We start from the raw sequence: 12,237 nt of genomic DNA on the forward strand, positions 1-12,237 counted from the left end.
CTCGATCCACCGATGAGCCCTTGGCGGGTGGCGTCGGCCTGATCGGCGAGGGGTGATCTGCCGTGGGCAGGGTTGAGTTCCGGGCGTCTCATCCCGGTCGTCCACTTCGTTCTCGCTCGTGCCGTCGTCGCGGCGGTGGTCAGCTTGCCATTGACGGTGGCGGCGCGTGGGTGGCGGTGAAGAGTCGGTCGAATGCGGTCTGCCAGGGCCAGGCCTCCGGCAGGTGCAGGGTGATCCGCCGCGCGGACCGTGCCAGCCGTGCCGGCACCGAGATGAGGGTGCGGCGGATCGTCGCGGTCGTCGCTCTGGCGAGCCGGCCGGCGTGGCCGGCGATCAGCCCCGCAGTGCGGGTGAGGTTGAACGCGATCACGGCGAGCACGAGCCAGGCGCTGTTCGCGCTGAACACCCCCGACGGCAGGTGAGCGAGCGGGCCACCCTTCAGGTCTGCGTGGACTTGCTCGATGATCGCGTGACCGCGGTGGGTCTTGTCCGCTGCGACGGTGCCCATCGTCTGCTCGTCGGTGGTGGTAAAGAACGCGTGATGCCGGTAGACATCGAACAGTGTCGGCTGCTCCACCTTGTTTGGGTTCAGGTCCGGGATCCGCCGCACCACCAGTCGCCCTTCGACCTGCTCAGCGATCTTCCTCGGCCGGAACGCGGTGAAGGGCACTTCGGCGACTTCTGCTTTGGAGATCAGCCGCCCGGTGGCCTCGTCTCGGATCGAGTCGGTGTACTCGATCATCTCCCATGCATCCTCGGGGATCGTCGCGATCGCGGCTTTGACCGCGGGGTCCATCCGGACGGTGACCGACACGTCCGCGCCGGCCTTGATCGCGGTGCCGATGGTGGCGTGTCCGTAGAACGCGGAGTCCGCACGCAGCAACGGTCGGGCACTGCTTCCGGGGTTCAAGCGGCGCAGCGTCGCGAGAGCGTCGCCGACAATCCTGGCGGCACCCTTCGGGGAACCGGTCTTCCCCTGCCGCAGCCGTTGCCCCAGGATCACCGGTGCTGACGAGGTGGTCGAAGCCGTCGCAAGCAACGCGTTGAGTCCTCGGACGCCGGAGTACCCGAACGAGGCGCCCTGCTTCTGGTAGCCGTGGACCTCGATGATCGTGTCGTCCAGATCGACCATCACCCGCTCGTCGTTCGACGTCAGCAGTAGCGGAGCGGACTGGGTGAGGTTGACCAGGGTCCGGGAGGCGACGGCGTCGAGTTGGCGGACGTGCCCGAACCGGAACTCCCGCAGGAACGAGCCCAGCGTCGACGGCGCGTATGTCCGGTCGAACAAGCGGCTCATCCCGCCATGACGGAGCACGTTCATGTCATCGATCGAGTCCGCCCCAGCGAGCATCCCCGCGACCAGCGCCATCACCTTCACCCCCGCGTTCGCGCCCTTGTCTGTCGGGACGCTCAACCGCGACTGCGCGAGCTCGTCGAGCCCCGCCGAACGGGCAAGGCGGAGCATCGGGACCAGCCCCGCGGCCGACACGAGATTCGGATCATCGAACACCGCAGACACCGCGGCACGGGCATGTTTGAACTGCATCGACGAGACGCCTCTCGACTCGGTGGGCGGCTATCTCTGCTCAACGCGTTGCCGCGGTTACGAGGCAGGAGAAGGGAAGAACACCTCTTCGATCCGCGCGTCGAACGTTGCAGCAATGCGGAACGCGAGATCAAGGCTGGGATCGAACCGGTCCCGCTCGATAGAGATGACGGTCTGCCGCGAGACCCCGAGGAGGTCTGCTAGGCGCTCCTGAGAGAGACCTGCCGCCGCGCGCCGCTCACGCAGATCGTTGCGCATCAGGACTCCCGGTGCTGCAACACCCAGTACCGCGCCGAGAAGTCGAGTAGCCCGACCGCCATCAGCAATGAGAGTGCCAGCAGTGCTGACGCGTCAATCCGAAGTAGCGACACGAGCAACAGGCCACCAGCCGCAACGAAGAGAACATCCGTGAACGCGCCCGCCCGAGCTCGTTCCGACTGGCTCCGCTCGATGGAGTCTCTTGAATTAGCCCGTCGCGCGTTTGGCGAGTGCCGGCCAATGAGGATCGCCCACGCCAGCGTGGCCGCCATCGCACCGCCGATCAGTGCGGACCACAGCACGCTGAACGCCGCGACAGCCGGACCGACTGCGGAAAGATCGTCATCCCGCAACCCGATCAACCACGCTGTCACTCCGAACACGCCCGCCCCAACAGCCGCAGCAAGGACGATGAGGAGGACGCGTCGCATTGAACTGCCGGTGCGAGCAGGGCGATCGATGTTTGCGTGTTCAGACATGGGGTTGTGCCTCTCTGCGGCTCGAAGATCCTGCCTTCCAACATATGTAAAGTGCGCTTTACAGTCAAGTTTGCTTTACGTCCTGTTCGAGGTGCCATCGCCCGCACCCGCGAGATGCAGTACTCGGTGAGCGAATCGCGGCGAGCACTCCAGTAGCCACCCCAGATCAGACGGCCTTTCATGCGTCGCGCTGCCGAAACGCCCCCGAGATCATCGGTGGATCGAGGCTTAGACCTCCGGGGTCCGGTCGGGTGTGCCGGGTGCAGGTTCAGCGTGCGTTGCGGGGCCCGTACGGGCCTGATGCAGCCGCCTGACCTGCACTCGGCACGCGTCGGCCGCGGTGACGCCCGGTCCCTCGTCGGCGATGGGGTCCGCGGCTAGCTCGACCCTGAGCCGCGGTGGTTGTGCCGAGCGCAGGTTCAGGGGGAGAAGTGGCGACCGTGGCTGTCCGAAGCCGCCGGCTGACCTGCACTCGGGACGTCAACCGGCCTTGAGCAGGTGCTCCCGCTCGACGATCTCGAGCGACAGCACCTTGTAACCCTCGCTGTCGAAGAACACCCGCATCCGGTCGTCGTCGATCGAGACGACGGTGCCGGCACCCCACTCGCGGTGCGAGACCTTCGCGTCGATCTCGAAGCCCGCGTCGGAGGGGGATGCCGCGGCCCGCGCGGCGTCGGCGGCTCCCGCCGCGCACGTGTCGCAGTTGCCGCACGGCTCATCGAGTTCCTGCCCGAAGTAGCCGAGCAGCACCTGTCGGCGGCAGCGCCGCGTCTCGGCGTACTCCCGCATCGTCTCGATGCGGGAGCGTTCGATGCGCTCGCGCTCCTCGACCCGTTCCAGCGCGGCCTTCACGGCGGCGCGCTCGTCGAGATTCCGCCGTAGCGAGACGCCCGACTTCGACGCGCGCGCCGACCCGGTGTCGACGAGCAGCGTCAGCAGTCCGGTGACGCGCCGGGGTGACAGGCCCGCGTCCGTCGCGAGGGCGGACTTCGTGCGGGCCCGAGTCGACATGGCGCGCATGAGGGTGCGCAGCTCCGCGGCATCCGGGTTCTTCGTCGCGAAGTAGCGGCGCAGGGCGAGGTCTTCGGCGCGGTAGTGCAGGGTGCCGTGGGCCTCTTCGCCGTCGCGGCCGGCGCGGCCGAGCTCCTGGAAGTAGGCATCGATGGACTCGGGGACGTCGGCGTGGATGACGAAGCGCACGTTCTCCTTGTCGATCCCCATGCCAAAGGCGCTCGTCGCCACGACGACGTCGAGGTCGTCGCAGAGGAACTGCCGGTGCACCTCGGCGCGCTCCTTCGCCGGCAGGCCCGCGTGGTACGCGCGCGCCCGCTTGCCGCGGCCGACGAGCTCGTCGGCGTAGAGCTCTGCCGAGCGTCGCGTCGAGGTGTAGAGCAGCCCGGGGACCGGCAGCGACGCGACCTCGTCGACGACGGCGGCACGCTTCTCGCGGTCGTCGCCGTGACGGCGCACCCCGAGGCGGATCGACGGCCGGTCGACGTCGCCGATGTGCACGGAGGGGTCGTCGAGCCCGAGACGGGCGGCGATCTCCTCACGGACGGGAGTGGATGCCGTCGCCGTCAGCGCGAGGATCGGGGGCCGCCCGAGCCGCGCCGCGACCTCTCCGAGGGCCAGGTAGTCGGGACGGAAGTCGTGCCCCCACGAGGCGATGCAGTGCGCCTCGTCGACGGCCAGCAGGGCGATGTCGAGTTTCGCGAGCTCGGCGACGACCTCGTCGTTGGCGAGCTGCTCGGGAGCGAGCAGGACGTAGGTCGCCTCGCCCGCGCGCAGGCGACGCCACGCGTCGGCGCGGGCCTTCTCGCCGCGACCCGAGTGGAGGGCGACCGCTTTCGGGGCGTCGGGTGCGTGCTCGAGCCCCGCGAGCTGGTCCTCCTGCAGGGCGATGAGCGGGGAGACCACGACGGTCACGCCCGGGCGCAGGGCCGCGGTCACCTGGTAGACGGCGGACTTGCCCGATCCCGTCGCCCAGACCACGAGCACGTCGCGCCCGCTGGCGGCCGCCTCGATCGCGTCGAGCTGGGCCGGGCGCAGGTGCGTCAGTCCGAACCGCTCGGCGGCGACGCGCTCGACTTCGGCGCGATCGGGGGCGGACGGTGCAGAGGTGGAGCGGCGTGGCATCCCTCCACGGTCGTCGAGGATGCGGCATCCGCGGACACCCTTGACACCCGCTGCCGCGGGCACCAGTCCTGGCAGGATCCCGCCGCATCCCGACCGCCGTTCGGTGACACCCCATGTCAGGCTCGGAGCGTGCAGATCCCGCCGCGAGACATCGCCCTCGACCGTGCCGCCCTCCTCGTCGTCGACGTGCAGCGCGGGTTCGACGACACCGCCCACTGGGGCGAGCGTGACAATCCGGCGTGCGAGGCGAACATCGCCGCGCTCCTGGCCCGGTGGCGCGAGCGGGGGTGGCCGGTCGTGTTCGTCCGGCACGATTCGACGTCGGATGCCTCGCCGTTGCGGCCCGGGCAGCCGGGCAACGACCTCAAGCCCGAGGTCACCGGCACGCCGGATCTGCTCGTCACGAAGAGCGTCAACTCCTCGTTCCACGGGTCGCCCGACCTCGACGCGTGGCTGCGCGCGAATGACATCGCGCAGCTCGTCGTGACCGGCATCTCGACGAACCACTGCTGCGAGACCACGGCGCGCGTGGGCGGCAACCTCGGGTACGACGTGTACTTCGCCCTCGACGCGACCCACACGTTCGACCGCACGGCGCCCGACGGCACGATCGTCCCGGCCGCGACACTGGCGGCTGTCACCGCGACGAACCTCGACGGCGAGTTCGCGACGGTCGTCACCACCGCCGACCTGCTGCGCTGAGCCGGGTCCTGTCGCCCCAGCGGGTGCGCGGTTAGCGTGGAGGGATGCCGCATACCCCCTTCGCCTCGCTCGAGGACTACATCGCCCTGCCCCGCGTCGACGCCGTCGCGCTGTCGCCCGACGGCACCCGCGCCGTCCTCACCGTCGCGACGCTGAACAAGGACGAGACCGGGTACGACCGCGCACTGTGGGAGGTCCCCGCGACAGGCGGCGGCTCGGCGCGGCGGCTCACGCGGTCGGCGAAGGGCGAGCAGGGCGCCGTGTTCACGGCGGACGGCGACCTGCTGTTCGTGAGCGCCCGCCCCGACGCCGAGGGCGACGGCGACGACGACGCGGCGCAGCTCTGGCTGCTGCCCGCGGGCGGGGGTGACGCGCGAGCGATCACACGGCTGGCCGGGGGAGTGTCGGCGATCGCGGCGGTCGCGGATGCGGCATCCGTCGCCGTCCTGTCGGCCGACCTGCTGCCCTCGGCCGACTCGTTCGAGGCCGACGCGACGCTGCGTGCCGAGCGCAAGAAGCGCAAGCTGTCGGCGATCCTCCACACGACCTACCCGGTGCGGTACTGGGACCACGACCTCGGCCCCGCCGAGCCGCACCTGCTCTCGCTCGACCTCGGCGACCTCTCCGACTCGGTCCGGTCTTTCGCCGCCTCCGACACGGCCGAGGACGAACCGGATGCCACGACCCCCTACCCGGCATCCCTTCCGCGCCCGCGCGACTTGATGCCCGCGCCCGGCCGCACGGCCGATACCGCCGGCGCCGCGCTCACCCCCGACGGGCGCTCGCTCATCGCCGCGATGCGCTTTCCGCAGGGGCGCGCCGAGCGGTTCGCGATCGTCTCGATCGACGTTGCCTCGGGCGAGCGCACGACGCTGTTCGAGGAGCGCTCGACGTACTTCGAGTCGCCCGCGATCAGCCACGACGGCCGGCTGATCGCCTACGGCCGCGCCGCGTTCTCGGACCCGACCGGCCCCGCCGACCAGGAGCTGTGGGTCGCCGGGATCGACGGCTCCGAGCCGCGCCGCCTCGCCGAGGGCTGGGACCGCTGGCCGACGAGCATCGCATGGGCGCACGACGACACCGCGCTCATCGTGACGGCCGACCAGGACGGGCGCGGCCCGGTGTTCCGCGTGCCGCTCGACGGCGGCGCCCCCGTGCAGCTGACGACCGACGACCACGCGTACTCGAACGTGTCGGTCGACCGCGCGACGGGTGCGCTCGTCGCGCTCCGCTCGTCGTGGATGGTGCCGCCGCATCCGGTCCGCATCGACCCCGACGGCACCGTGACCGTGCTGGCGACGCCGGCTCCGCTGCCGACGCCCGCCGGCGCGATGACCGAGGTCGAGACGACGGCCGAGGACGGCGCCCGGGTGCGCGGCTGGCTGCTCCTGCCCGAGGGGGCGGATGCGGCATCCCCCGCACCCCTGCTGCTGTGGATCCACGGCGGGCCGCTGAACAGCTGGAACGCCTGGAGCTGGCGCTGGAACCCGCAGCTCGCCCTCGCCCGCGGCTACGCCGTTTTGCTGCCCGACCCCGCGCTGTCGACCGGGTACGGTCTCGAGTTCATCGCGCGCGGCTGGAACAGCTGGGGCGCCAAGCCCTACACCGACCTCATGTCGATCACCGACGAGGTCGTGGCACGGGCCGACATCGACGAGACGAAGACCGCCGCGATGGGCGGCTCGTTCGGCGGGTACATGGCCAACTGGGTCGCCGGCCACACCGACCGGTTCCGCGCGATCGTCACGCACGCGAGCCTGTGGGCGCTCGACCAGTTCGCGGGCACGACCGACAGCTCGTCCTACTGGCAGGAGATCTTCACGCCCGAGGCGATGATCGAGAACTCACCCCACCGCTTCGTGCGGGACATCTCGACGCCGCTGCTCGTGATCCACGGCGACCGCGACTACCGCGTGCCGATCGGCGAGAGCCTGCGCCTCTGGTCGGAGCTCAACGAGCACTTCGGCGAGGACGACGGCACGACGGTGCACCGGTTCCTGTACTTCCCCGACGAGAACCACTGGGTGCTGAAGCCCCAGCACGCCGTCGTCTGGTACGAGACGGTGTTCGGCTTCCTCGGCGAGCACGTGCACGGCGAGCCCGCGCCGAAGGTCGCCGGGCTCGGCTGACGCGAGGGCGCCGCGGCGGGGGCGTGTTCCGGGGGCGCAACTGGTCGCGTCGGATGCCGGGGCGCGGCATCCCGGGTCCCCGGAACGCCGGCGGCGTCGGTTCCGGGGACGCAACTGGTCGCTTGGACGGCCGGCACGCGGCGCCCCGGGTCCCCGGATCGTCGGACCCCTCCAGCGTGTCAGCGCAGTCGACGCACGGCGTCCCACAGGGCGTCGGCCACGGCGCGCTTGGATCCCGACGCCTCCGCGACGACCTCGTCGGTCCCGTCGATGAACAGCGCCGCGTTCTCGGTGGCCTCGAAGCCCTGCTCCCAGCCGACGCGGTTGACGGTCAGCAGGTCGACGCCCTTCCGCGCCCGCTTGCGGACGCCGCGTTGGCGCAGTTCGTCGTCGGAGTCGGCCGTCTCGGCGGCGAAGCCCACGATCGTCTGCCCGGGCCGGCGGCGCTCGACCAGGCCCGCGAGGATGTCGGGGTTCTCGACGAGGTGGAGGGTGACGGCGCCGTCCTCCTTGCGGATCTTGACGTCCGAGACTTCGGGCACCGAGAAGTCCGCGACGGCTGCGGCCATGACGACGACGTCCGCCTCGGGCGCCGCAGCCCGGACGGCCGTGTCGAGCTCCGCCGCCGTCCCGGCGCGCTCGATCGTGATGCCGGGATGCTGCTCCGCATCGCCGAGCACGCCGTCGTCGACGTGCGCCGCGACGAGGTGCACCCGTGCGCCGCGGTCGGCCGCCGCGACCGCCACGGCCACGCCCTGTCGTCCGCTCGAGCGGTTGCCGAGGTAGCGCACCGGATCGATCGGCTCGCGCGTGCCACCCGCCGACACGACGGCGCGGAGGCCGTCGAGGTCGCGGAGGTCATCGCGGTCGTGGGGGGCACCGGCATCCGTCGTCTGCTCGTCGACGGCCGCGAGGGCGGCCGCGACGATCTCGTCGGGCTCGACCATGCGGCCGAGGCCGCTGTCGCCGCCGGTCAGCGGTCCGTCGGCGGGCCCGACGATGTGCACGCCGCGCTCGCGGAGGGTGGCGATGTTCGCCTGCGTCGCGGCGTGGTCCCACATGGCCGTGTGCATCGCGGGGGCGACGACGACCGGAGCCGTCGTGGCGAGGAGGGTGACGCCGAGCAGGTTGTCGGAGATCCCGGCGGCCATCTTCGCGAGCGTGTTGGCGGTCGCCGGCGCGACGATCACGAGGTCCGCGCTGGTGCCGAGGGTGACGTGGCGCACCTCGGCGACGTCGTCGTGCACACTCGTCGTGACAGGATGGCGGCTGATCGCCTCCCACGTGGCGGTCCCCACGAAGCGGAGCGCGTCCTCGGTGGGAACAACGTGCACCTCGTGCCCGTTGGTCACCAGCGCACGGACCACCTGCACCGTCTTGTACGCGGCGATGCCGCCCGAGACGCCCACGACGACGAACATGGTCCGATCCTCCCACGGGGTCGGACGCGAAAGGCCGGAACGATGTGCACCGTCATCGTCCACGTCCCGGAGGATCCCGCCGCGGCGATCCGGCTGCTCGCCGTGCGCGACGAGGACCCGGGGCGCGCATGGGATCCGCTCGGCGCCTGGTGGCCGAACCGTCCCGGTGTCATCGGGGTGCGCGACACCCGCGCCGGCGGCGCGTGGCTCGCGGCCGATCCCGCCGGTGCGCGTCTGGCCGTCGTCCTCAACCGCGCCGACCTCATCGACGACACCCTCGCGACGGGCTCGCGCGGGCACATCGTGCTCGACGCAGCCTCCGGGGGCGGACTGCCGGACGCCCCGCCTACCCACGGTTTCAACCTCCTGACGGTGACCCCCGGTCGTGCGCGCGTCGCGATGTGGGACGGCGCCGCCGTCCGCGCCGTCGGCCTCGCCCCGGGCGTGCACATGATCGCGCACGACGACGTGGACGACCCGAAGACCGCGCGCATCGTCGCGTGGCACGACGCCTTCGCCGCGCCGGCGGACGACGACTGGGTGGCGGACTGGCTGGGTGCCCTCGAGCGCACGACGGCGCTGCCCCCGACCGACGACCGCGCGATCATCCGCGACAACCGGCCGCACGGGTATCCGACGCTGTCGCTGCTCGTGTGCGCGGCATCCGTCTCCGCAGGCGGCGCCGAGGTCGTCTACGGCGAGCTCGACGAGCCCGGCGCCTGGAACAGCCTGCAGCTGCGCTGAGCGGAGTCGGATGCCGGTGGTAGCTTCGCGGGCATGGTGGAACCGGCATCCGAACCGATCTTCTTCGCCTCGGCGACGGAGTTCGGCGACTGGCTCGAGGCGCACCACGCGACCGCTCCCGAGGTGTGGACGGTGTTCTACAAGAAGGGCGACCCGCGTCAGGGGCTGACGTGGGCCGACGCGGTGCCCGAGGCGCTGCGCTTCGGGTGGATCGACTCGATCAGCCGCGGCATCGGCGACGGCGCCCGCATCCAGCGGTGGACGCCGCGGAAACCTCGCTCGGTGTGGAGCGCCGTCAACATCGCGCACGTCGAACGCCTGCACGCCGAAGGACGGATGCATCCGGCCGGGCTGGCCGCCTATGAGAAGCGCACGGCCGACCTCACCGGGGTCTACTCGCACGAGCAGCGCAACGAGCTGACGGTGGAGCAGGCGGCATCCCTCGCCGCGAACCCCGCCGCCCAGGCGTTCTGGGATGCCGCGACGCCGTCCTACCGGCGGGCGGTCGCGAACTGGGTGCAGAGCGCCAAGCGCGAGCAGACGCGCGCCGACCGGCTCGCGACGCTCGTCGAGGACTGCGCGGCCGGGCGGCTCGTGCCGTTCCAGCGGTACGGCGAGCCACCCGCGTGGCTGGCACGTGCCGCCGCGGCGGCTGCCTCAGCCGCGCAGGAGTGACGCGCGCGCCGCATCCTCCGTCACGAGCGCCGCGTTGAGCCCGGCACCCGCCATCGATCCCTGCCCCATCGACAGCGGCACGTTGCCGAACGGCGTGACGACGTTGCCGGCGGCGAACACGCGCGGGTGGCTGGTGGCGCCGCGCATGTCGACACGGAGCCCCTCCCCCGGGGTGTCGGACACGGCGAGGGCCAGGTTCTCGGCGAAGGCGAGGCTCAGCCGGGGCGTCGGCGCGGTGAGCAAGGCGTCGATCGGGTGCGCGGTCCCGTCCGCCGTCACGGCTGCGACGATCGCGTCGTCCTCGGTGCGCAGTCGGGTGACGGGGGAGGTGACGATCCGGATGCCGCGCGCCGAGAGGCGGCCCGCGACCGTCTCGTCGAGCTCGCCCATCGCGGCCGTGAACGCCGTCACGTCATCGCTCCACTGCCGGATGAGCTCGATCTGATGCAGGCTCGCGGGCGACGTCGCGAGCACGCCGAGGCGGCGGCCCGCGACCTCGTAGCCGTGGCAGTACGGGCAGTGGAAGACGCCGCGGCCCCACTGCTCGCGGAGCCCGGGGATCTCGGGCAGGTCGTCGACGACACCCGTCGTGAGCACGACGCCCCGGGCGGAGACCTCTCCGCGCTCGTGGGTGACGGTTATCCGGTCGCCGTCGTCGGCGAGCGACAGGACGGCCCCGTCGAGGAACTCGACCCCGTAGGCGCGTGCTTCGGCGCGTCCGGTCTCGAGGAGGTCGGCGGGGGAGCGGCCGTCGTGACCGAGGACGCCGTGCATGTGCGCGGCGAAACGGTTGCGGGGCGCGCCGGCGTCGATCACGAGGGTGCGGCGTCGGGCGCGGCCGAGCATCTGGGCGGCGCTGAGGCCGGCGGTGCCGCCGCCCACGATGACGGCGTCGTAGCGGATGTCTGTCATGGCCCCCACCCTGTGTCGGAGGCGGTGCTTTCGGCAAACGGTCTTGCGGAGATGGCAAACTGATCCGCATGGCGATGGATCTCAGTCGGATCGGTGCGCGGCTGCGCGCGGCGCGGCAGCAGCGCGGATGGACCTTGGCCGACCTCGCGTCGAAGGCGGGGATGTCGACGAGCACGCTCTCACGGCTGGAGTCCGGGCGACGCCAGGCATCCCTCGAACTGCTGCTGCCCCTCGTGTCAGTCCTCGATCTGCGTCTCGACGACCTCGTGCGCGGGGAGCCCGCCGACCCGCGGGTGCGGCGGGCGACCGAGCGGCGGCACGGCAGAGTGGTCGCGCCGCTCACGCTCGAGCACTCGCCGGTGCAGACGTACAAGATCCGCTTCCCCGCCTCCGGTGCCGCGCCGTCGCCGAAGGTCCACGACGGGGTGGAGTGGTTCTACGTCCTGAGCGGCACGATCCGGCTCGTGCTCGACGGGCGGGAGCATCTCATCGGGGCGGGCGAGGCGGCGGAGTTCGACACGCGCCTGCCGCACAGCATCAGCGCCACCTCGGACGGCCCGGCCGAGGTGGTGAGCATCTTCAGCGCGTCGGGCGAGCGCATCCACGTGCACGGGGCGTGACGGTGTCGGGGACCGGTCGTACCGTGTCGCCATGGAAGCCGATGAGCTGTTCCTCCAGGCGGATGCCGCGTTGCGCTCCGTCATCGATCGCATCGACCCGGCCGACCTGTCGAAGCCGGCGCCGCAGGAGTGGACGTCCACCCCTGACCCCACCTTCCGCGACATCCTCTTCGCGCACGCGTACGACGAGGCGTGGGTCCCCGATGTCCTCGCCGGGAAGTCGGTCGCCGACGGCGACGACTTCCGGGATGCGGACCTGCTCGGCGACGAGCCGATCGGGTCGTACGACCGGCTGAACGACACCGCGACCGCTGCGGTGCGCGAGGGCGTCGCGCCGGGAACGGTGTTCCGCTTCCAGTACGGCGACTATCCCGCGAACGAGGGGTATGCGCACCTGGCGACGTACCGCGCGTTCCAGGCGTGGCTGATCGCGAAACGGCTCGGCATCCCGTTCCACCTGTCGCCCGAGCTCATCGCGGGGTTGAACGAGCACGTCGTGCCGCACGCCGACGAGTGGCGCCAATGGGGTGTGTTCCCGCCGGCGATCGAACCGCCCGCGGGTGCCGACGACGAGACGCGGCTGCTGTGCGCGGTGGGGTACTGGGAGTCCTGAGC

The 12,237-nt window shown here is 71.5% G+C and carries 12 protein-coding genes; 6 read left to right on the top strand and 6 right to left on the bottom strand.

Going from position 1 to position 12,237, the window contains the following annotated elements; all coding sequences use genetic code 11:
• Window positions 1–139 precede the first annotated feature (139 nt).
• The 4 genes from ACPEH2_RS05905 to ACPEH2_RS05920 form a co-directional block, all read right to left on the bottom strand.
• The gene (locus tag ACPEH2_RS05905; RefSeq protein WP_359920069.1) at window positions 140–1,546 is read right to left on the bottom strand and encodes an IS1380 family transposase; all 1,407 of its coding nucleotides are present in this window, start codon (window positions 1,544–1,546) and stop codon (window positions 140–142) included.
• Between the two features lie 57 nt (window positions 1,547–1,603).
• On the bottom strand, window positions 1,604–1,804 hold the full coding sequence (locus ACPEH2_RS05910; protein WP_359920066.1) for a helix-turn-helix transcriptional regulator: 201 nt from the start codon (window positions 1,802–1,804) through the stop codon (window positions 1,604–1,606).
• A complete protein-coding gene (locus ACPEH2_RS05915) occupies window positions 1,804–2,283 on the bottom strand; it encodes a hypothetical protein (protein WP_359920065.1) in 480 nt (159 codons plus the stop codon). Before ACPEH2_RS05915 ends, ACPEH2_RS05910 begins: the two co-directional genes overlap by 1 nt.
• Before the next feature lie 480 nt (window positions 2,284–2,763).
• Complete coding sequence (locus ACPEH2_RS05920) at window positions 2,764–4,419, bottom strand: RecQ family ATP-dependent DNA helicase (protein WP_359920062.1); 1,656 nt, start codon at window positions 4,417–4,419, stop codon at window positions 2,764–2,766.
• 129 nt (window positions 4,420–4,548) lie between these two features.
• On the opposite strand from ACPEH2_RS05920, the gene ACPEH2_RS05925 reads away from it, so the two are divergent.
• Both ACPEH2_RS05925 and ACPEH2_RS05930 read left to right on the top strand, forming a co-directional pair.
• A complete protein-coding gene (locus tag ACPEH2_RS05925) occupies window positions 4,549–5,121 on the top strand; it encodes a cysteine hydrolase family protein (RefSeq protein ID WP_359920059.1) in 573 nt (190 codons plus the stop codon).
• Window positions 5,122–5,165: 44 nt separating this feature from the next.
• Window positions 5,166–7,250 carry a S9 family peptidase gene (locus ACPEH2_RS05930; RefSeq protein WP_359920056.1) on the top strand — a complete coding sequence of 695 codons (2,085 nt, stop codon included), beginning with the start codon at window positions 5,166–5,168 and terminating at the stop codon, window positions 7,248–7,250.
• A 179-nt stretch (window positions 7,251–7,429) separates the two neighbouring features.
• Here ACPEH2_RS05930 and coaBC read toward each other — a convergent pair whose 3' ends face one another.
• The gene (gene coaBC / locus ACPEH2_RS05935; protein ID WP_359920053.1) at window positions 7,430–8,671 is read right to left on the bottom strand and encodes a bifunctional phosphopantothenoylcysteine decarboxylase/phosphopantothenate--cysteine ligase CoaBC; all 1,242 of its coding nucleotides are present in this window, start codon (window positions 8,669–8,671) and stop codon (window positions 7,430–7,432) included.
• 42 nt (window positions 8,672–8,713) lie between these two features.
• Between coaBC and ACPEH2_RS05940 the strand changes: the two genes are divergently transcribed.
• Window positions 8,714–9,415 carry an NRDE family protein gene (locus tag ACPEH2_RS05940; RefSeq protein WP_359920050.1) on the top strand — a complete coding sequence of 234 codons (702 nt, stop codon included), beginning with the start codon at window positions 8,714–8,716 and terminating at the stop codon, window positions 9,413–9,415.
• Between the two features lie 33 nt (window positions 9,416–9,448).
• Complete coding sequence (locus ACPEH2_RS05945) at window positions 9,449–10,090, top strand: YdeI/OmpD-associated family protein (RefSeq protein ID WP_359920047.1); 642 nt, start codon at window positions 9,449–9,451, stop codon at window positions 10,088–10,090.
• On the opposite strand, the gene ACPEH2_RS05950 is transcribed toward ACPEH2_RS05945, so the two are convergent.
• Window positions 10,073–11,002 carry an NAD(P)/FAD-dependent oxidoreductase gene (locus ACPEH2_RS05950; protein ID WP_359920045.1) on the bottom strand — a complete coding sequence of 310 codons (930 nt, stop codon included), beginning with the start codon at window positions 11,000–11,002 and terminating at the stop codon, window positions 10,073–10,075. The genes ACPEH2_RS05945 and ACPEH2_RS05950 overlap by 18 nt on opposite strands.
• Before the next feature lie 68 nt (window positions 11,003–11,070).
• Here ACPEH2_RS05950 and ACPEH2_RS05955 point away from each other — a divergent pair, with 68 nt between their 5' ends.
• Window positions 11,071–11,622, top strand: a complete 552-nt coding sequence (locus ACPEH2_RS05955) for a helix-turn-helix domain-containing protein (RefSeq protein WP_359920043.1) — start codon at window positions 11,071–11,073, stop codon at window positions 11,620–11,622.
• Window positions 11,623–11,653: 31 nt separating this feature from the next.
• A complete protein-coding gene (locus tag ACPEH2_RS05960; protein ID WP_359920040.1) occupies window positions 11,654–12,235 on the top strand; it encodes a hypothetical protein in 582 nt (193 codons plus the stop codon).
• Window positions 12,236–12,237: the final 2 nt, after the last annotated feature.

Origin of the sequence: Microbacterium sp. NPDC064942 (assembly GCF_049545525.1) — a bacterium.
Lineage (GTDB): Bacteria > Actinomycetota > Actinomycetes > Actinomycetales > Microbacteriaceae > Microbacterium > Microbacterium gawkjiense.